Genomic DNA, 19,677 nt, shown 5'->3' with positions numbered 1-19,677 from the left:
CCGGCGGGCGCGCCCCCCAGCGCGGCGAGGGCGGCGGCCTCGGTCGTGAGTACGGGAGAGGCGGGCTCCTCGGCGGCGGGGCGCTCCCCGGCGGACGGCCGCTCCTCGGTGAGGACGGCTGTCGCGCCCAGGTCCACGGTCGGCTGCTCGTCGGCGGGGGTGGAGAGGCGGGCGGTGCGGTCGTCGGTGGTCACGGTGTGCTCCTTCTCGGGTGCCGGTCGCCCGGCGGGATGCGGTGCCGCCGGGCGGGCCGACGGTGCTGCCGGTGTGCTCCGGCGATGCCTCCACGCTACGGACGCGCCCGGACCCGCCCCATCCGGGGAACCCCCGGAACTCGGGGGCGATCCCCCGCCTCGACGCGGGGGCGGGTGCGAGACTGGTCCCGGCGCGAGGAGGCGGCGATGGACGACGACGAGCTGCGGCACCGCACCCGGGACCGCAAGGGCGCCCGTGCCGTCTGGTTCGCCGGGCTCTCGGCGCTCGCCGGCTTCGTGGTGATCTCCCCTGTGATCTCCCTCACGGCGACCGTGATGGTGTGGGGGTCGCGGCGGCGGATCGGCACCCTCAGCGACCGGAACGGCCTGGTCGCCGTCAACTGGCAGCTCACCTACCTCGCACTCCAGCTGATGCTGGTCCCGCTGCACCTCGCGCTGGTGTCGGTGCGCGACTCGCTCGGCGCCGACTGGCCGCTCGCGACGATCTCGGCGATCCTCGCGCTGGCCGTGCTCAACCTCGTGCTGTGCGTCGTCCTCGGGATCCGGTCCGGCCGGGGACGCACCGTGCGCCTCTGGATCGCCGTGCCCTTCGCCCGCTCCACCCGTCCGCCGCGCTGACCGTCGGGGACACCGGGCCCGGCCTCTCTCCGCTACCTGGACTCCGCCCGGCGTGTCCGCGGCGCGGTGCCCCCTCGACCCCGCGGCGGCGGGCAGGGTGGTGGAGTGATCGCCTTCCCTCCGCCCGTGTACGTCGTGGCCGACGACGGAGTGCGGCTGGCCACCTACTCCGTCGGCGAGGAGAGCGCCCCGACCGTCCTCGCCGTGCACGGCTTCGCCTCCCACGCCGTGCTCAACTGGGAGACGTCGGGCTGGCTGCGGACGCTGCACCGGGCCGGGTACCGCGTCGTCGCGCTCGACCAGCGCGGGCACGGCGCGAGCGAGAAGCCGCACCACTCCGACTCCTACAGCGTGGACGCCATGGTGGCCGACCTGGTGCGGGTGCTCGACTCCTACGACCTCGACGCGCCCCACGTCCTCGGCTACTCCCTCGGCGCCCGGATGAGCTGGGTGCTGGGGCTCGAGCACCCGGAGCGGCTCGCATCGCTGAGCCTCGGCGGGCTGACGGTGGGCGAGCCCCTCCGCTCCTTCGACGCGGAGGCGGCCCGGGCCCGCGTCGCCTCCGGCGGCGAGATCGACGACGGCTTCACCCGCGCCTTCATCGGCATGGCGGAGGGCGTGCAGGGCAACGACCTCGCGGCACTGGTGGCGGTGGCCGACGGCGTCCGCGGCGGGGCGCACCCGGAGCACGGGCGGCACCCCGGCCTGCCGACGCTGCTCGTGACCGGCGGCGCGGATCCGATCGCTCCCGGCGGAGAGCTGCTGGCGGCGGCGGCGGGGGCGCGGTTCGTGAGCGTCCCCGGCCGCGACCACACCAGCACCGTGCCCGCGCGGGGCTTCAAGGACGCGGTGCTGGCGTTCCTGGCGGAGCAGCGCTGAGCAGGCCCCGCGCCGGGCGGGAGCACCGCGAGCGCCGAGGCCCGCGGCGTAGCATCCCCCTCATGCAGGCGATCCGCATCGAGAACCCCGGCCCCGACTCCCGACTCGTGCTGGAGGAGGTGCCGACGCCCTCCCCCGGACCCGGCGAGGTCCTCGTCCGCGTGGCGGCCGCCGGCGTCAACCGCGCCGACCTCGGCCAGCGCGGCGGGGTCTACCCGCCGCCGCCCGGCGCCTCCGAGATCCTCGGGATGGAGGTGTCCGGCACGGTCGTCGCGCTCGGCGAGGACGCGACCGGGTTCTCGGAGGGCGACGAGGTCTGCGCGCTGCTCTCCGGCGGCGGCTACGCCGAGTACGTCGCGGTCGACGCGGGCCTGGTGCTGCCGGTGCCGGACGGCGTCGGCCTCGTCTCGGCCGCCGCCCTCCCGGAGACGACGTCCACCGTCTGGTCGAACCTCGTGATGGTGGCCGGGCTCGGATCCGGCGACACCGTCCTCCTCCACGGAGGCGGGAGCGGGATCGGGACCACGGGCATCCAGGTCGCCGCCGCCCTCGGCGCCCGCGTCGCCGTCACGGCCGGCAGCCCCCGCAAGCTCGAGGCGTGCCGCGCGCTCGGGGCCGACGTCCTGATCGACTACCGCGAGGAGGACTTCGTCGAGCGGATCCGCGAGGCGACCGGCGGGCGCGGCGTCGACGTGATCCTCGACCCCGTCGGCGGCGACTACCTGGCCCGTGACCTGGAGGCGCTGGCCGTGGGCGGGCGCGTGGTGTTCATCGGCAACCAGTCCGGTGCGCTGGGCTCGCTCGATCTCGGGGTGCTGATGCGCAAGCGCGGGGCGGTGCACGCCACGACCCTCCGCGCCCGGCCCCTGGAGGAGCGGCGCGCGATCGTCGCGCGGGTGCGCGCAGAGGTCTGGCCGCTGGTCGCCGCCGGGACGGTGCGACCGGTGGTGGACGAGGTGGTCCCGCTCGCCGAGGCCGAGCGGGCGCACGACGTGATGCGCTCCTCCGGCCACATCGGCAAGCTGCTGCTCACCCTGTGACGCCCCGCACCGGAGGAGGCCCCCGCCGCCCGCGGTGAGCGGGAGCGGGGCCTCCTCCGGTGATGCCCTCCGGCGGGGCGTCAGACCGCGGAGCGCAGGAGTCCGAGCGAGCGGTTGATGCCGTCGACGTCGACCGCGGCCGGATCGAACGAGGCTCCGGCGGCGAGGCCGAGAGCCTCGAGCGCCTCCGCGTGGTCGGCCGAGGACGGGTCCGTCGCCGCCCGCACCGTGTCGGCCCAGGCCGCGGGGCCTCCCGGCATGTCGAGCGGAGCCGCGCCGCGCGCGCCCGTGCAGCGCGGCAGAGCCGACGACAGCGGCGCGATCGACTCCAGACGGATGACGTGGCGCCACTCGTCCTCGAGGTCGTAGACGTAGAAGAGCTCGTCCTGCTCCTGCTCGAGCACCTCGGCGAGCGCGATGCCCGCCTCGTCCACGAGGTCGGCGCCGAACTCCTCCGCGTCGGACGGCGAGCCGATCGGAGCCTGCTCCTCGTCGGGCACGCCGACGCTGAAGTAGTGCGGCTGCGCGTCGGTCCAGCCCAGCGAGAGCTGGAGCGCGAGGTGCAGATCGCGCAGCGACGACTCGGAGGAGAGCTCGAGGCGCCGCCAGACGACGGGCTTGGTCCCGAGCAGGGCGACGTGGAGCGCGTAGGCCGTCGCCGTGTCCTGGGTCGCCTCGTCGAGGATCTCGAGGCGGGTGGCCTCGCGCTCTCCGAGGAGGACGACCGTCGCGCGGACGACGGAGGCGAGGACGGGCGCCAGGCCCTCCGGCACCGCGTAGCCGAACTCGGGCGAGTGCAGCAGCAGCCCGAGCTCGGCGGTGTCGTCGAGCATCCGCTCGGCCGTGCCGACCATGCGCTCGCGCTCGTCGAGGGCCTCGTCGAGCGAGACTCCGGAGTCGGCTGCCAGCTCGTCGACCAGCTCGCCGACGACCAGGCCCGGGTGGATCTCGGCCTGGCAGGCTACCGCGATGCGGACCAGTACGGCATCGGTGGTGGTGACCGCGCGCTCCTCCGGGGAGAAGGCGCCGTCCTCGGTGTCGGCGGCCGCCAGCGCGGTCTGGGCGCTGAGGATCCACTGCTCGAGGAAGCGGGCGACGTAGGCGATGCGCTCGGCGGCGGCCTCGTGGGCATCGGAGCTGCGCCAGAGCACGGCGGCCTCGCCGAGACCTGCGGCGGATCCCTCCTGCTCGAGCACAGCGGAGCCGACCAGCGCGTCCCACCAGGCCGAGACCGGGATGCGGACGGAGTCGTCGCTCGGGGTGGATCCCGCGGAGGAGATGCCCGCCTCGACCGCGATCTCGCGGGCGGCGCGCTCTGTGAGGGTCGCGCCGTCGTCGGCGGCGAGGTGCTCGACCACGACGTCGGCGGCGTGCACGAGAGCGGTGGCGCGCACGGCGGAGAGCTGCTCCTCGGCCGGGACCTCGTCGAGCTCGGCGAGGTCGTCGAGCACGGCCTCCACGAAGGAGCCGGCGAGGTCGAGGACCTCGTCGAGGACGGCCTGGCACTCGTCCAGCTCCTCGTCGGTGCCGGTCCAGAGGTCCTCGTCGGTGAGGAAGTCGAGGAAGTGCTCGACGACCTCGGCGACGGTGAAGAGGGTGTCGTCGAGGTCGGCCTCGCTCTCCTCCCCCGACAGGTCGGCCTCGATCTGGTCGAAGACGGCCTCGAGCAGCTCGGCGTCGGGCTGGGCGAAGGAGCCGCGCGGGCGCAGGTCGCGGGTCATCGCGAAGAGGTCGGTCAGCACCTCGACGGCCTCGTCGGCCTCGAGGTGCTCGTGCTGCATTCCCACCTCGGCGAGGTGCGAGCGGTACCAGCTGCGGAACCGCACCATCAGCGCGGTCTCGGCCGTGCGGCCGCCGCCCTGACCGCCGGACCCGCCCTGACCGCCTCCGGATCGTCCCTGGTTGCGCTTCTTGCCCATGATTCCTCCGCGACCGCTCCACTCACGACGAAGCGCTCCAGCCTACCCAGTGCGGGCGCGCGGCGGCACGCGCGGTCGCCCCCTGTTCACCCTGTGCGCACCGGGTCCGCTCCCTCTGATGCGGCCGATCGCCCGAGTCCTGGGATCAGCGCGCTGTGGGAGTCCTCGCCGCCCGGGCCCCTGCCACACGGGTCGCGATGATGAGAAATCTCGCAGCGATCGGGCGGCGAGGCTTGCGCTCGGACCCTCCGCTTCGGTGGAGTGTCCGGATGACCGACACGACGGACACCGCCGAGACCGCTCCCGGGAAGGCGTCGCTCAAGCGGGTGATCACCGGGCCGCTGCTGTTCGCCTTCATCGTGGGCGACACGCTCGGCGCCGGCATCTACACCCTGGTCGGCACGATGGCCGAGGACGTGGGCGGCGTGATCTGGCTGCCGCTGCTGATCGCGCTGGTCGTCGCCCTGCTCACCGCGGGCACGTACGCCGAGCTGATCACCAAGTACCCGCACGCCGGAGGGGCGGCGCGCTACGTGGACCGCGCGTTCGGGAAGCCGTACCTCTCGTTCCTGATCGGCTTCCTGATGATGGCCTCCGGCATCACGACGGCCGCCTCCCTGGCGAACGCGTTCGCGGGCGACTACCTCGGGGCTCTGCTGGACGTGCCGCCGATCCCCACCGCGATCGTCTTCATCGCGATCCTCACCCTGGTGAACCTGCGCGGGGTGAAGGAGTCGCTGACGGCGAACCTGGTCGCCTCGGTGATCGAGGTGAGCGGACTGGTCATCGTCATCGTCTGCGCCGCGGTCTTCTTCGGCTCCGGCGACGGCGACGCCTCCCGCGTGCTCGAGTTCAACCCCGACGTCGCTCCGCTGCAGGGGGCGTTCGCCGCCTCGATCGTCGCCTTCTTCTCGTTCCTCGGATTCGAGGCCGCGGCGAACATGGCCGAGGAGGTGCGGAACCCCTCGAAGGTCTACCCGCGGGCCCTCTTCGGTGCGCTGATCACCGCCGCCGTGGTCTATCTCCTGATCGCGCTCGGCGCCGTGATCGTGCTGCCGAACGACGAGCTCGCGGCCTCCAGCGGCCCCCTGCTGGACGTGGTCGCGGCGAGCGGAGTGGCGGTGCCGCCGTGGCTGTTCGGCCTGATCGCGCTGGTCGCCATCGCGAACGGCGCTCTGCTGTTCATGGTGATGGCGTCGCGGGTCGGCTTCGGGCTCGCCACCTCCGGGCTGCTGCCGAGCGCTTTCGGGAAGGTGCTGCCGGGCCGCCGCACGCCGTGGGTGTCGATCGTGGTCGTCGGCGGAGTGACGATGCTGCTCAGCCTGATCGGCGACGTCGGCACGCTCGCCGAGACGACGGTGCTGCTGCTCCTGCTGGTGTTCATCGCGGCGAACGTGTCGGTGCTGGTGCTGAAGAAGGACCGCGTCGACCACGCCCACTACTCCGTGCCGCGGGTGGTGCCGGTGCTCGCGACCATCGCGAGCGTGGTGCTGCTGACGCAGCAGACGGGCGTGGTCTGGCTGGCGACAGCGGGCTACGTGGTCGTGGGGACGCTGCTGTTCCTCGCCACCCGCCTGGGGAAGCGGAAGCACGCGGAGCGGACCCCGGACTGATCCGGGCCGGCGGCGATCCGTCGCGAGCGGCCCGTCCGCGGATCCCCTGCGGGCCGTCCGCGGCGGATCGATCGCGGGGGGCGGTGAGGAGTGGGATCGTGAGGCTATGACCGTCACGCTCGAGCCGATGCCCGCCGCCGCTCTCGCCGCCTGGATGCGGGTCCAGCGCTCGGCGTACATCGAGGACCGGATGCGCGCGGGCGACGACGAGGCGGCCGCGACGCGCAACGCCGACGCCTCGTACGAGAAGTACTTCCCGGGCGGCTCCCCCGCCGCCGGGCACGACGTGCTCCTCGTCTCCGAGGACGGCCGCGCGGTCGGGTCGCTCTGGCTCGGCCCGCACCCGAGCGGACTCGAGGCGTCGGGTACGTCTGGGACGTGCAGATCGACGCCGCCGAGCGCGGCAGCGGCCTCGGCCGGGCGGCGATGCTGCTCGCGGAGTCGCACGTCCGCTCCCGCGGCGGCTCCGCCCTCGCGCTGAACGTGTTCGGCTTCAACACCGCCGCGCGGGCGCTGTACGAGTCGCTCGGCTACGAGACGACCTCCCTGCAGATGCGCAAGCCGCTGGCCTGAGCGGGGGCTGCTCGACTCCGGGAAGGGGCACGACCCGGTCGCGCAGAACGCCGCACGCCGTGCTCGAGGGCGGACGCCGACGGGCGCCCACCGACGAGCACGGCGGCGGTGGTGGAACCGCCGGAAATCAGCGGGACCCTGCGGTCAGCTCGTGGAGGCGACGGCGGTCGGGTCGCCGGCGCCGGACGGACGCGGGGTGTCACCCGGTCCGGTCGCCACCGACGCGCCGGTCGGAACGACGGTGCCGCCGGTCGCCATCCCCCGGCCGAAGGCCTGGCCCTGGAGGATCGCGCCGAGGTCGACGCCGGTCGCCGACCTGACGCTGTCGAACGTCGCGGCGAGACCCGCCGCCTGCTCGCGCGCGATGTGGGTGCCGGCCGTGTCGCCGCCGATCAGCGTCACCGAGCCGACGTTCTGGTAGCCCTTCGCGAACTCGGCCATGAGCGAGGGCAGCTGCCCGATGAGCTCGCGACCCAGGATCGCCTCCTGGTTCTCGCGGAGCGCCTCCGCCTCGGCCGCGATGGCCGCCGCGCTCGCCTCGCCCTTCGCGCGGATGGCCTCCGCCTCGGCGGTCGCGTTCGCGCGCAGCGCCTCGGCCTCTGCGCCCGCCTTGGCCCGCAGTGCGTGGGCCTCGGCCTCGGCGCGGGCGCTCACGGCGGCGGCCTCGGCGGCGGCGGACGCCTGGCGCGCCTCCGCCTGGCGCTGGACGGCGTACGCCTCGGCGTCCGAGACCTGCTGCGCGACCTGGCGGTCCGTCTCGGCCTTCTTCTCGCGTCCGTAGGCGTCGGCGTCGGCCTCGGTCTGACGGCGGTACTTCTCGGCGTCCGCGACGCGCTTGACGTCGGCGTCGAGCTCGGCCTGCCGGTTCTCGGCGCGCTGCACGAGGACGGCCTGCTCGCGCTCGGCGCGGGCCAGGTTCTCGGCCTGCTCGGCCTCGGCGTTGGCGCGGCCGACCTCGGACTTGGCGGCGGCGGTGTTCTTGTCGTAGGCGGTCTGCTCGATCAGGTTCGCCTCGTCCGTGGCGAGCTGGCGGGCCTTGACCTCGCGGGCGGCGTTGATCCGCGCGACGTCGGCCTCGCGGCGGACACGCTCGATCTCCTGCGCTCCGAGCGCCTCGATGTAGCCGTTGCGGTCGGTGACGCCCTGGATCGCGAAGGAGTCGAGGACGAGGCCCTGGGCGAGCAGGTCGCCCTTGATGCCCTCGGCGATCTCGTCTCCCAGCTTCTGCCGGTCCTGCATGACCTCCTCGACGCTGAGCTTGGCGACGACGCCGCGGAGGGCGCCCTCGAGCTGCTCGGTCGTGAAGACGTCGATGGACTGGTCCTGCGACGCGAAGCGCTCGGCGGCGGCGCGGACCTGGTCGGCCGTGGACCCGATCTTGACCAGGGCGACGCCCGCGAGGTGGATGGTCACGCCGTTCTTGGTCTGCGCGACCGGCTCCATCTTGATCTGGCGGGAGCGCAGCGAGATGCGGTCTGACCGCTGGGTCAGCTTGTTCACGAACGCGCCGCCGCCGGTGATGACGGTCATGTTCGAGGTGAGGCCGTCCTCGCCCTTCTGCTTCTTCCCGACGATCACGATCGCCTCGTCGGCCTGCGGCACCTGGTACCAGGCGCGGAAGAGGAAGAAGCCGATGAGGGCGATCAGCAGGAGTGCGCCGACGGCGACTCCGGCGAGGACGATCCAGAGGAGATCCGGTTCCATGGGCGGGCGACCTTTCGTCCGACCCGCGCGACGCGGGTACCTGAGAGACGTACAGGTTCCATCGTGTCACAGCGCCTCGGACGGCCGCGTCGGCCGGAGGGGGGATACTGCGGTCGCCGCCGAGAGCGGTTCGCGGGAGGCGGGCCCGGAGGAGGACGCCACGAACGAGGGCGTCGCGCGGAGTGCCGCGGAGGAGATCAGTGCTGGGGTACCTGGACTCGAACCAAGAACAACTGAACCAGAATCAGCCGTGTTGCCAATTACACCATACCCCAATGGTCATCCGGAGGTGATCCCGGGACCAGGCGGCGACCGGATCGGGACCCGAGCGCCGAGAGACGACAGTACCCTACGCGGGCATCCCGCTCAAATCGAGCCGCGGACGACGCTGCCCTCGGACTCCGGGGCGGCCTCGCCGAGGCGGGCGCGGACGAGGTCGCGGTTGATCGCGGAGGCGACCTGGGCGCCCGATCCGGCGGCGACGATCAGCTGCTGCGGGCCGGGAGGGGTGACCTCGCCGGCGGCGTAGAGGCCGGGGACGGACGTGCGGCCACCGGCGTCGACGCGGAGGAAGCCGTCGGCGTCGCGGTCGGGGCCGGCCGCGTCCAGGTAGTCCAGCGCGGGCGTCCAGACGGGGCGGACGAACGCGCCGGTGCGCGGCACGACGTCGCCGTCGACGAGGCGGACGCCGGTCATCTCGGCGCGCTCCCCGGCGAGGTCGGCGACCGGGCGCCGGTCGACCCGGATGCCGATGGAGGCGAGCAGCGACTCGTCGGCGTCGCTCACCGTCCCGACGCCGTTGGTGAAGACGATCAGGTCGGTCGACCACTGCGAGAGGAGCATGGCCCGCTCCGCGAGGTCGTCGGTCTCGCCGATCAGGGCGAGCGCCTCCCCCGCCTTCTCGTAGCCGTCGCACTCCATGCAGCTGTGCACGGCGGTGCCGTAGTAGGCGCGCAGGCTCGGGAGCGCGGGCGGCGTCTCGAGGAGCCCCGCGGCGACCACGACGGCGGTGGCGACGACCGAGCGGTCCGCGCTGCCGCGCACGCCGCGCGCGCCGACCACGAATTCGCCGCCGGAGCGCTCGACCGACGTGACGAGGGCGTTGTGCACCTCGGCGGCCTCGTAGCGCTCGAACTCCTCGCGGCCGAGGCGGCGCAGCTCGAGCGGCGAGATGCCGTCGCGGGTGAGGAACCCGTGCGAGTGCAGGGTCGCAGCGTTCCGCGGGCGGTTGCTGTCGAGCAGCAGCACGCTGCGGCGCGCCCGGACGAGGTTGAGCGCGGTCGAGAGCCCGGCGGGGCCCCCGCCGATCACGACGACGTCGTAGCGTCCGCCGACCGTCTCCGCCACGGTCAGGCCTGCCGGGAGGTGCCGAGGTGAGCGCCCAGGCGGTCGAGGCGGGCGATCGACTCCTGCTTGCCGAGGATCTCCATCGACTCGAACAGCGGCGGCGAGACGCGGCGTCCGGAGACCGCCGTGCGCAGCGGCCCGTAGGCGATGCGGGGCTTGAGGCCGAGACCCTCGATCAGCGCGGAGGCGAGCGCCTCCTGGATCGAGGCCGTCAGCCACTCGGACGCGGGGACGAGCTCGAGGGCGCCGATCGAGGCGGCGAGCACCTCGCCGGCGTTCGCGGGCAGGCCCTTCAGCGCGTCCTCGTCGTACTCGAGCGCGTCGGACGCGGTGAAGAGGAACCCGAGCATGCCGGGGGCCTCCCCGAGCAGGCCGATCCGCTCCTGCACGAGGGGTGCGGCGGCGTCGAGCACGGCGCGCTGCTCGGCGGTCGGCTCGCCCGCGAGCACTCCGGCCGCCACGAGGTACGGGATCGTCCGCTCGGTGAAGTCGTCGACGGCCAGGAGGCGGATGTGATCGCCGTTGATCGACTCGGCCTTCTTGAGGTCGAAGCGGGCCGGATTGGGGTTCACGTCGGCGACGTCGAAGGCGGCGACCATCTCGTCGATCGAGAAGACGTCGCGGTCGTGCGTGAGCGACCAGCCGAGCAGGGCGAGGTAGTTGACCAGGCCCTCCGGGATGAAGCCGCGGTCGCGGTGGTGGAAGAGGTTCGAGGACGGATCGCGCTTGGAGAGCTTCTTGCTGCCGTCGCCCATCACATACGGGAGGTGCCCGAAGCGCGGGACGAAGGTCGTCACCCCGATGTCGATCAGCGCGTGGTACAGCGCGATCTGCCGGGCGGTCGAGGGGAGGATGTCCTCGCCGCGCAGCACGTGGGTGATCTGCATGATCGCGTCGTCGACCGGGTTCACCAGCGTGTAGAGCGGCTGGCCGTTGGGGCGCACCACGACGAAGTCGCTGAAGGAGCCGGCGGGGAACGTGATCGGGCCGCGGACCAGGTCGTCGAAGGACAGGTCGGCGTCCGGCACGCGCAGGCGCAGCGCCGGGGCGCGGCCCTCGGCGCGGAAGGCGGCGCGCTCCTCCTCGGTGAGATCGCGGTCGTGGTTGTCGTACCCGTGCTGCTTCGCGCGGCCGGCCGCCTCGTTGCGCGCGTCGATCTCCTCGGCCGTGGAGTAGCTCTCGTAGAGGTGCCCCGAGGCCGTCAGGCGCGCGATCACGTCGAGGTAGACATCGGTGCGCTCGGACTGCCGGTACGGGCCGTGCGGGCCGCCGACTCCGACGCCCTCGTCCCAGTCGAGCTTCAGCCAGCGCAGCGCGTCGAGGATCTGCTCCACGCTCTCCTCGCTGTCGCGGGCGGCGTCCGTGTCCTCGATGCGGAAGACGAACGTGCCGCCGGTGTGGCGCGCGTACGCCCAGTTGAACAGGGCGGTGCGGATGAGGCCGACGTGCGGGGTCCCGGTCGGCGAGGGGCAGAAGCGGACGCGGACGTCGCTCCCGGTCGCGGTCGTGAACGGGTGCGCGTCCGGCGCGCTTTCCAGGGGCGGGGTGAGCTCAGACATACGAGGCCGATCCTACCGGCGGGAGCCGGTGCGGCGCCCGGGATCGCGGGGGCCGTGGCGCCTCCGCCCCGGGCACGGTGCGCGCCTCGCGGCGACTGCTTCTACCGGACAGCACTGCTCCGAGTCAACGGACTCCCCGAGCGAGCAGGAGCAGTGGTGCGCTGACCCCGGGCCTCTCGTCGAGAGGGCCCGAGCGCCGCACCGCAGGCCGCGCCGGGCCTCCGCGCGAGCGTGCCCGGAAGGAGCACTGATGAGCACGATCGATCTCGACCCCCGCACCGACCGCCCGAGCGCCCTCACCGAGGCGGCGCGGGAGGAGAAGGACGCCCGCACGCTCTCGCTCTTCCAGGCGGCTGTGAGCGCGGAGGCCGCCGAGGGCGCGCGCATCCGCGAGCGCATCGTGCTCGACCACCTGGGCCTGGCCGAGGCCATGGCCCGCCGGGTCTCCCGGAGCGGAGGCGACTGGGCGGATCTGCGCCAGGTCGCCTACGTGGGCCTCGTGAAGGCCGCCCGCCGCTTCACTCCCGAGCGCGGCGACAGCTTCGCCGCGTTCGCCGTCCCCACGATCACCGGCGAGCTCAAGCGCCACCTCCGCGACCTCGGCTGGATGATCCGGCCGCCGCGCGGCGTGCAGGAGCTGCACCGCCGCTCCGCCGTCGTCGCCGACGAGCTCGCGCAGGAGCTCGGCCGTCACCCCACCGACCAGGAGATCGCCCGCCGCCTCGGAGTGGACGCGGCGGAGGTGGCCGACGCGCGCCTCGCGGGGCATCCGCTCTCCCTCGACGAGACCGTGGGCGAGGGCGGCGTCGGCCTGGGCGACACCCTCGGCGGCGAGGACGACCGGCTGCTCGAGATCGACCGGCGGCACGGGCTCGCCGACGCCCTCGCCGAGCTCGAGGAGGGCCAGCGCGAGCTCCTGCGGATGCGCTTCGTCGAGGAGCGCACCCAGCAGCAGATCGCCGACGCCCTGGGGACGACGCAGATGCAGGTCTCGCGCCTGCAGCGGCGGATCCTCGCGCAGCTCGCCGACCGGCTCGGCGCCCCCTCGCGCAGCCATCAGCCGCGCGCTCCCCGGGCCCGCGTGGCCACGGTCACTCCGGTCCGACCGGCGACGCGGCTGAAGTCCGCCTGAGGTGGGCCTCGGCACGCGACGGGAGCGACGAGAGGGCGGCGAGGACGTCGTCGACCTGGACCGCGAGCAGCGCCGGGTCCGGCTCGGCGGAGAACACGTCGCCGCGGCGGAGGGAGGCGTCGGTCAGCACGACGTGCGGACCCGAGGCCGGAGGACCCCAGGCCTCGGGAGGTGCCGGACCGAAGATCACGACCGAGGGGACGCCGTACGCGGAGGCGAGGTGCGCGGCCCCGGTGTCGACGGTCACCACGACCTCGGCGGCCGCGACGACCGCGGCGAACCCGCTGAGCGCGAGCTCCCCCGCCAGCACCTCGCCCGTGCCGGCGAGCTCGGCGACGCGGCGGGCGCGGTCGGCCTCGTTCGCGCCCCCGGTGTAGACGACGCGGTGCCCCTCGGCGGTGAGGGAGCGGGCCACCGCGGCGAAGCGCTCCTCCGGCCACTCGCGCGAGCCGTAGAAGGCCCCGATGTGCACGACGGCGGCTCCGGGGGCCGAGGCGGGCTCCTCCGGGACGGCGATCGCGACGTCCTCGGGGTCGGCGTCGAGACCGATCGAGTTCACCAGGCGGGCCCAGCGGGCGCGCTCGAGCTCGCCGTCGATCCAGAGCGGCCGCGGGTCCTCCGGGCCCGCGCCCGGGTCCAGCGCCGGGACGCGGAACTCGAGCGTGCGCTCGGGCGCGATCTCGCGCAGCCGCAGCCGCGACTCCGGGCCGTTGCCGTGGAGGTTCACGCCGAGCTCGACCCGGCCGGCGGCCATCGGCAGCGGGTCGTCGAGTCCGCGGAGGGTGGGCACGAGCGCGTCCAGTCCCTCGACCAGGTCGACGATCGGCTCGAGCCAGGGCGTGGTCGCCATGATCAGCCGGTGGTCCGGGAAGCCGCGGCGCAGGGCCTTGAGCGCCGGGACGGCGACGAGCAGGTCGCCGAGCTTGAGGGCGCGCAGCGCGAGGATCTCCGGAGTCCCGTCCGGGGCGGTGAGAGCGCGCACGGCGCCTCCTTCCTGTCGGAGTCCCCGTACCCCGCTGCGCGCACCTCAGACGCGCCGCCCGCAGATGCGAGCGACGCGCCCGGAGGGACCGACTTCTCCGGAAGGGGGTTTACATCCCCGGTCGAGGGGTACGAGGAGAAGGTGAACGACTCCTCCTCCCGGAGCGCCGACGAGCGCGCGAGGGCCCCGCGCCTGCGGGGGATCCTCTTCGACCGCGATGCGACGCTCGTGGTCGACGTGCCCTACAACGGCGACCCGGCGCAGGTCTCCCCGATGCCCACCGCCCTCGCCGCGGTCGAGCGGGCGCGCGAGGCGGGGCTGGCCGTGGGCGTGGTCACCAACCAGTCCGGGATCGCCCGCGGGATCATCGACCGCGGCCAGGCCGACGCGGTGAACCGGCGCGTGGACGAGCTCTTCGGCGGCTTCGACGTGTGGATGCTCTGCCCCCACGGCCCGGAGGACGGCTGCTCCTGCCGGAAGCCCCGGCCCGGCATGGTGCTCGGCGCCGCCGAGCAGCTGGGACTGCCGGCACGGTCCCTCGCCGTGATCGGCGACATCGGGGCCGACGTCGGCGCCGCCGCCGCGGCCGGCGCCCGTGGAGTGCTGGTGCCGACTCCGATCACCCGCGCCGAGGAGGTGGACGCCGCTCCGCTGCACGCGGCGACGCTCCTCGAGGCGGTCGAGCTGCTGCTCGCGATGCAGCCCGACGAGGACGCCGAGTGAAGCGCCGCGTGCTCGTCGCCCGCCTGGACAGCGCGGGAGACGTCCTGCTGTGCGGACCCGCCGTCCGCGCGATCGCGGCCGACGCCGAGGTGCTGCTGCTGAGCGGTCCGCAGGGAGCGCCCGCGGCCGCGCTGCTGCCGGGTCCCTCCTCCGTCCGCACCTGGTGGTGCCCGTGGATCGGCGACGCCTCCCGCCCCGTCGACTCCGAGCTCGTCGACGAGCTGCGCGCGATCGTCGAGGAGTTCGCGCCGGACGAGGCCGTGATCCTCACCTCCTTCCACCAGTCGCCGCTTCCGCTGGCCCTGCTGCTCCGCCTCGCCGGTGTCGCCCGCATCACGGGCGCCTCGGTCGACTTCGCGGGCGCCCTGCTCGATGTGCGCCTCGTCCCGGGCGAGACCCTCGAGGAGGACCAGCCGGAGCCGGAGCGCGCGCTCGCGATCGCGGCGGCGGCCGGCTTCGCGCTGCCCGCCGGCGACGACGGACGGCTCCGCGTGCGCCGCGAGGGCGTGCTGCCCGCCGCTCTCGAGGGGATCGGCCCCTACGCGGTCGTGCACCCCGGGGCAGCCGTCCCCGCCCGCGCCTGGCCCGCGGCGAACGCGGCCCGCGCCGTCGAGCTGCTGGCGGACGCGGGCCTCGCCGTCGTCGTCACCGGCGGCCCGGGCGAGCGCTCCCTCACGGCCGAGGTCGCGGGCTCCCGCGGCATCGACCTCGGCGGGGCGACGGACTTCCCCGGCGCCGCCGAGGTGCTGGCCGGCGCCGACGTCGTGATCTGCGGCAACACCGGCCCCGCGCACCTCGCCGCCGCGGTCGGCACCCCCGTGGTCAGCCTCTTCGCGCCGGTCGTCCCGGCCGTGCGCTGGGCGCCCTACGGCGTCCCGGTCGCGCTGCTCGGCGACCAGGAGGCGCCCTGCGCCGGCTCGCGCGCCCGCGTGTGCCCCGTCCCCGGCCATCCCTGCCTCGCGGGGGTGAGCGCCGAGGAGGCGGTCGCCGCCGCCCTCCGACTCCGACCCACGACTTCCCCGAGAGAGGCCATCGCATGAGGATCCTGCTCTGGCACGTGCACGGCGGCTGGGCGGACGCCTTCGTCCGCGGCGCCCACACCTACCTGCTCCCCACGACTCCGGCCCGCGACGGCTGGGGCCTGGGCACCGGCGGCCGCGACTGGCCGAGCGCCGTCGAGATCGCGCCCGAGGAGCTGCACGACGCCGACGTCGACGCGGTCCTCCTCCAGAGGCCCGAGGAGCTCGCCGAGGCCGAGCGCCTGCTCGGGCGACGCCTCGGCCGCGACGTGCCCGCCGTCTACGTGGAGCACAACACCCCCCGCGGGGATGTGCCGGACAACCGCCACCCGCTCGCCGACCGCGACGACCTGCTGATCGTCCACGTCACCCACTTCAACGCCCTGATGTGGGACACCGGATCGACGCGGACGACGGTGATCGAGCACGGGATCCACGACCCGGGTCCCCTCTACACCGGCGAGCTGCCGCACTTCGGCGTGGTCGTCAACGAGCCCGTCCGCCGGGGCCGGGTCGCCGGGACCGACCTGCTCCCCCGCTTCGGCGCCGTCGCTCCGCTGGACGTCTTCGGGATGAAGACCGACCGGCTCGCCGAGCTGCCGGGCCTGGAGGACGTGACGGTCCTCGGCGACGTCCGCACGCAGGCGATGCACGCGGCCCTGGCCCGCCGCCGGGTCTACCTGCACCCGTTCCGCTGGACCTCCCTCGGCCTCGCGCTGCTGGAGGCGATGCATCTCGGGATGCCCGTCGTCGCGCTCGACGTGACGGAGGCGGGGCGCGCCGTCCCGCCCGAGGCCGGAGCGGTCTCGAACGACCTCGACGCCCTCGTCGCCTCGGCCCGGGCGCTCGTCGAGGACCCGGACCGCGCCGCCCGCGCCGGCGCCGTCGCCCGCGAGGCCGCGCTCGCGCGCTACGGCCTCGCCCGGTTCCACCGCGACTGGGACGAGGTCCTCGCCGACCTCCCGGGACGCCGGTCGCCGGAGCCCGCTCTGGAAGGGAGCACCCGATGAAGCAGCACCTCTCCTCCGCGCCCGCGCTCACGATCGCCATGGTCTCGGAGCACGCGAGCCCGCTGGCGACCCTCGGCGGCGTCGACGCCGGCGGCCAGAACGTCCACGTGGCGGCGCTCGCCGACGCCCTCGCGCGCCGCGGCCACCGCGTGGTCGTCTACACCCGCCGCGACGACCCCTCCCTGCCCCGGCGCGTGCCCTTCACCTCGGGAGTCGAGGTCGTGCACATCGACGCCGGGCCGCCGCGCCGGGTGTCCAAGGACGAGCTGCTGCCCTTCATGGGCGACTTCGCCGTCGACCTCGCCGAGGAGTGGCTGCAGGAGCGGCCGGACCTCGTGCACAGCCACTTCTGGATGTCCGGGGTCGCCGCGCTCGACGCCTCCGAGCGGGTGGAGCGAGCCACGGGTCGGCGCGTGCCCGTCCTCCACACCTTCCACGCGCTGGGCGTGGTCAAGCGCCGCCAGCAGGGCGCGCTCGACACCAGCCCCGAGGAGCGCGCCTGGCTCGAGCCCGGAGTGGGCCAGAAGGCCGACGGCGTCGTCGCCACCTGCTCGGACGAGGCCTTCGAGCTCAAGGGGCTCGGCGTGCCGACCTCGCGCATCTCGGTGGTGCCCTGCGGAGTCGACATCGACCGGTTCTCGGTCGAGGGCCCGGTCGCGCCCCGCAGCGAGCGCTCGCGGCTGATGACCATCGGACGCCTGGTGCCGCGCAAGGGCATGGGCATCGCGATCGAGGCGCTCGCGCACCTGGTCGCGGCCGGCCACGACGCCGAGCTCGTCGTGGTCGGGGGCTCCGGCTCCGGCGACGCGCTGACGGCGGACCCCGAGTACCAGCGGCTGCACGGCGTGGCCGAGAGCCTCGGCGTCGCGGACCGTGTCGACTTCGTCGGCCAGCTCTCGCAGACCGAGATGCCCGCGATGCTCCGCTCGGCCGACGTCGTGGTCTGCGCGCCCTGGTACGAGCCGTTCGGCATCACTCCGCTCGAGGCGATGGCCTGCGGCGTGCCGGTCGTCGCCTCCTCCGTGGGCGGCCTGATCGACACCGTGGTCGAGGACGTCACCGGGGTCCACGTGCCTCCGCGCGATCCGGTCGCCCTGGCCGCCGCCCTCGGCTCGCTGCTGGAGGACCCCGACCGCGCCCGCGCCTACGGGGCCGCCGGCCGCGAGCGCGTCGAGTCCCGCTACTCCTGGGACCGCGTCGCCGCCGACACCGAGCGCGCCTACGTCACGACCCTCGCCGGCCTCGGCGACGAGTCGCTCCTCACCGGCGCCACGAGCGCACCCTCATCCCCCACCACCCGGAAGGCGGCTCCGCGACGATGACCATCGACACCGCGACCATCGACACCGTTCTGGACACCCCGGCCGACGCCGCCCGGCGCCTCGTCGACGACCACGTGGCGCGCGCGCTCGACGCGGTCGCGCAGCTGGAGCGCCACTCCGACAGGATCGCCGCCTGGGGCGTCGAGCTCGCCGACCGCCTGCACTCCGGCGCGCGCCTGCTCGCCGCGGGCAACGGCGGCTCCGCGGCGGAGGCGCAGCACCTCACCGCCGAGCTCGTCGGCCGCTTCGACGGCGACCGCGTCCCCTTCTCCGCCATCTCGCTGCACGCCGAGACGTCGAGCCTGACCGCGATCGGCAACGACTACGGCTTCGACCACGTGTTCTCGCGCCAGGTCACCGCGCACGCCCGGGCGGGCGACGTCGTGGTCCTGCTCTCCACCAGCGGACGCAGCGCGAACCTCCTCCACGCCGCGGAGGCCGCCCGTGCGGCGGGCGCCCGGTCGTGGGCGCTGACCGGCGAGGGGCCGAACCCGCTCACCGAGCTCTGCGACGAGGCGATCGCCCTCGAGGGCCACGGCTCCAACGTGCAGGAGGCGCAGCTGGTGCTCGTGCACGCGCTCTGCCGGGCCTTCGAGCACCGGATCCGCGCGCGGACGGCGGCCGCCTCGTGAGCCGCCTGCGCCTCGTCGTCGTCGGCGACGTGATGCTCGACGTCGACCTCTCCGGACCCGCCGAGCGGCTCAGCCCGGACGCCCCCGTCCCCGTGGTCGACGTGTCGGCCCGCAGCGCCCGCGCCGGCGGTGCCGGGCTGGTCGCCCGGATGCTCGCCCGCGACGGGCACGAGGTGACGCTGGTGACCGCGCTCGCCGAGGACTCGGATCCGGACGTGGCGGAGCTGCGCGCCGAGCTGTCCGGCGTCCGCCTGGTCGCCGGGCCCTCGGGAGCGCCGACGCCGGTGAAGACCCGCGTCGCCGCCTCCGGCCAGGCCGTCGTGCGGATCGACCGCGGCTGCGAGACGCCGCCCGTCCCCGGCGTCACCGACGCGATGCTCGCCGCCCTCGCCGACGCCGACGCCGTGATCGTCGCCGACTACGGCCGCCGCCTGACCGAGGAGCCGTCGCTCCGCACGGCGCTCGACGCGCTCACCGTGCCGCTGGTGTGGGATCCGCACCCGCGGGGCTCGCAGCCGGTCGCCGCCACCTCCCTCGCCACCCCGAACCTGGCCGAGGCCACCGCCTTCTCGGGAGCCGTCGGCCGCGGAGTGACGCGCGCCGAGTCCGCCGCGACCACCCTCCTCGAGCGCTGGGGCTGCGGTGCGGTCACCGTGACGATGGGATCCTCCGGCGCCCTGCTGCGCTCCCGCGGCGCCGGCGTCCCGGTCGTCGCACCGGCCGTCGCCGTGCCGCCCACCGACCCGTGCGGCGCGGGCGACCGGTTCGCCGCCTCCGCCGCGGTCGCCCTCGCCGAGGGCGCGAGCACCTCGGAGGCGGTGCAGGCGGCGGTCGCCGCGGCCGGCGCCTACCTCCTCGCGGGAGGGGTCGCCTCACTGTCCGCTCCCGCCGACCCCGCACCCCTCCACGGCGGCGGGGTGGACGCCCTGCGCGTCGCCGAGTCCGTCCGCGCGGCAGGAGGAACGGTGGTCGCGACGGGCGGCTGCTTCGACCTGCTCCACGCCGGCCACGCCCGCACCCTCTCCGCAGCACGCGCTCTCGGCGACTGCCTGATCGTCTGCCTCAACTCGGACGACTCCGTCCGGCGCCTCAAGGGCGCGGCACGGCCGATAATCCCCGAGGACGACCGCGTCGACCTGCTGCTCGCGCTCGAGTGCGTCGACGCCGTGCTGGTCTTCGGCGAGGACACGCCGGACGAGGCGCTGCGCCGCATCCGCCCCGACGTCTGGGTGAAGGGCGGCGACTACTCCGCCGAGTCCCTCCCCGAGACGGCGACGGTGGCGGAGTGGGGCGGCCGGGTCCTGACCGTGCCGTACCACCCGGGCCGCTCGACCACCCATCTCGCCGCCGCGCTCGCGCGCGTCGGCTGACCCGCGGCCCACGAGGCCCG

The 19,677-nt window shown here is 74.8% G+C and carries 18 protein-coding genes and 1 tRNA gene; 12 read left to right on the top strand and 7 right to left on the bottom strand.

The genetic code is table 11. The annotated features are described in order from the left end of the window. Window positions 1-194 (bottom strand): hypothetical protein (locus C5C63_RS08055; protein ID WP_219815284.1); only part of this gene is annotated, 194 nt, incomplete at its 3' end. Window positions 195-401: 207 nt separating this feature from the next. Here C5C63_RS08055 and C5C63_RS08050 point away from each other — a divergent pair. The 3 genes from C5C63_RS08050 (at window position 402) to C5C63_RS08040 (ending at window position 2,752) form a co-directional block, all read left to right on the top strand. Then, window positions 402-833, top strand: a complete 432-nt coding sequence (locus C5C63_RS08050; protein WP_181065463.1) for a DUF4870 domain-containing protein — start codon at window positions 402-404, stop codon at window positions 831-833. Between the two features lie 105 nt (window positions 834-938). After that, complete coding sequence (locus tag C5C63_RS08045) at window positions 939-1,712, top strand: alpha/beta fold hydrolase (protein ID WP_181110578.1); 774 nt, start codon at window positions 939-941, stop codon at window positions 1,710-1,712. A gap of 62 nt (window positions 1,713-1,774) precedes the next feature. After that, entirely contained in the window at window positions 1,775-2,752 is a 978-nt protein-coding gene (locus C5C63_RS08040) for an NAD(P)H-quinone oxidoreductase (protein ID WP_104325828.1), read from the top strand. 80 nt (window positions 2,753-2,832) lie between these two features. Here C5C63_RS08040 and C5C63_RS08035 read toward each other — a convergent pair whose 3' ends face one another. Next, window positions 2,833-4,671 carry a plasmid pRiA4b ORF-3 family protein gene (locus tag C5C63_RS08035; protein ID WP_104325827.1) on the bottom strand — a complete coding sequence of 613 codons (1,839 nt, stop codon included), beginning with the start codon at window positions 4,669-4,671 and terminating at the stop codon, window positions 2,833-2,835. A gap of 269 nt (window positions 4,672-4,940) precedes the next feature. Here C5C63_RS08035 and C5C63_RS08030 point away from each other — a divergent pair, with 269 nt between their 5' ends. Then, complete coding sequence (locus C5C63_RS08030; RefSeq protein ID WP_104226270.1) at window positions 4,941-6,284, top strand: APC family permease; 1,344 nt, start codon at window positions 4,941-4,943, stop codon at window positions 6,282-6,284. Between the two features lie 150 nt (window positions 6,285-6,434). Further along, a complete protein-coding gene (locus C5C63_RS17515) occupies window positions 6,435-6,857 on the top strand; it encodes an N-acetyltransferase (RefSeq protein ID WP_104292031.1) in 423 nt (140 codons plus the stop codon). 144 nt (window positions 6,858-7,001) lie between these two features. On the opposite strand, the gene C5C63_RS08020 is transcribed toward C5C63_RS17515, so the two are convergent. The 4 genes from C5C63_RS08020 to gltX form a co-directional block, all read right to left on the bottom strand. Beyond that, window positions 7,002-8,561: an SPFH domain-containing protein gene (locus C5C63_RS08020; RefSeq protein WP_104325826.1), complete on the bottom strand. Its 1,560-nt coding sequence runs from the start codon at window positions 8,559-8,561 to the stop codon at window positions 7,002-7,004. A gap of 203 nt (window positions 8,562-8,764) precedes the next feature. Continuing rightward, window positions 8,765-8,836, bottom strand: a tRNA-Gln gene (locus C5C63_RS08015). Window positions 8,837-8,927: 91 nt separating this feature from the next. Next, on the bottom strand, window positions 8,928-9,908 hold the full coding sequence (locus tag C5C63_RS08010) for an NAD(P)/FAD-dependent oxidoreductase (RefSeq protein WP_104276156.1): 981 nt from the start codon (window positions 9,906-9,908) through the stop codon (window positions 8,928-8,930). A 2-nt stretch (window positions 9,909-9,910) separates the two neighbouring features. Then, window positions 9,911-11,467: a glutamate--tRNA ligase gene (gene gltX / locus C5C63_RS08005; protein WP_104233235.1), complete on the bottom strand. Its 1,557-nt coding sequence runs from the start codon at window positions 11,465-11,467 to the stop codon at window positions 9,911-9,913. A gap of 250 nt (window positions 11,468-11,717) precedes the next feature. On the opposite strand from gltX, the gene C5C63_RS08000 reads away from it, so the two are divergent. Then, window positions 11,718-12,599, top strand: a complete 882-nt coding sequence (locus C5C63_RS08000; protein WP_104325825.1) for a sigma-70 family RNA polymerase sigma factor — start codon at window positions 11,718-11,720, stop codon at window positions 12,597-12,599. Here C5C63_RS08000 and C5C63_RS07995 read toward each other — a convergent pair. Next, window positions 12,559-13,581 (bottom strand): glycosyltransferase family 9 protein, encoded by a 1,023-nt coding sequence (locus C5C63_RS07995; RefSeq protein WP_104325824.1) that lies wholly within the window; start codon window positions 13,579-13,581, stop codon window positions 12,559-12,561. The genes C5C63_RS08000 and C5C63_RS07995 overlap by 41 nt on opposite strands. 141 nt (window positions 13,582-13,722) lie before the next feature. Here C5C63_RS07995 and C5C63_RS17005 point away from each other — a divergent pair, with 141 nt between their 5' ends. From C5C63_RS17005 to C5C63_RS07970, 6 genes are read left to right on the top strand one after another with little or no spacing between them, the layout of a single operon-like run. Continuing rightward, window positions 13,723-14,304 carry an HAD-IIIA family hydrolase gene (locus C5C63_RS17005; protein WP_181110577.1) on the top strand — a complete coding sequence of 194 codons (582 nt, stop codon included), beginning with the start codon at window positions 13,723-13,725 and terminating at the stop codon, window positions 14,302-14,304. Then, window positions 14,301-15,344 carry a glycosyltransferase family 9 protein gene (locus tag C5C63_RS07990; protein WP_219815283.1) on the top strand — a complete coding sequence of 348 codons (1,044 nt, stop codon included), beginning with the start codon at window positions 14,301-14,303 and terminating at the stop codon, window positions 15,342-15,344. The genes C5C63_RS17005 and C5C63_RS07990 overlap by 4 nt, the downstream gene beginning before the upstream one ends. Continuing rightward, on the top strand, window positions 15,341-16,333 hold the full coding sequence (locus tag C5C63_RS07985; RefSeq protein ID WP_104233231.1) for a glycosyltransferase: 993 nt from the start codon (window positions 15,341-15,343) through the stop codon (window positions 16,331-16,333). Before C5C63_RS07990 ends, C5C63_RS07985 begins: the two co-directional genes overlap by 4 nt. Beyond that, entirely contained in the window at window positions 16,330-17,655 is a 1,326-nt protein-coding gene (locus C5C63_RS07980) for a glycosyltransferase (protein ID WP_104292026.1), read from the top strand. Before C5C63_RS07985 ends, C5C63_RS07980 begins: the two co-directional genes overlap by 4 nt. Next, window positions 17,652-18,287: an SIS domain-containing protein gene (locus C5C63_RS07975; RefSeq protein WP_104223523.1), complete on the top strand. Its 636-nt coding sequence runs from the start codon at window positions 17,652-17,654 to the stop codon at window positions 18,285-18,287. The genes C5C63_RS07980 and C5C63_RS07975 overlap by 4 nt, the downstream gene beginning before the upstream one ends. Before the next feature lie 5 nt (window positions 18,288-18,292). Beyond that, window positions 18,293-19,657 (top strand): PfkB family carbohydrate kinase, encoded by a 1,365-nt coding sequence (locus tag C5C63_RS07970; protein ID WP_104239116.1) that lies wholly within the window; start codon window positions 18,293-18,295, stop codon window positions 19,655-19,657. Window positions 19,658-19,677: the final 20 nt, after the last annotated feature.

The sequence above is a fragment of the Rathayibacter sp. AY1B8 genome (assembly GCF_002932775.1).
GTDB lineage: Bacteria > Actinomycetota > Actinomycetes > Actinomycetales > Microbacteriaceae > Rathayibacter.
Note: the sequence above shows the minus strand (reverse complement) of the source record. Positions and strands in the feature narration are given on the sequence as shown.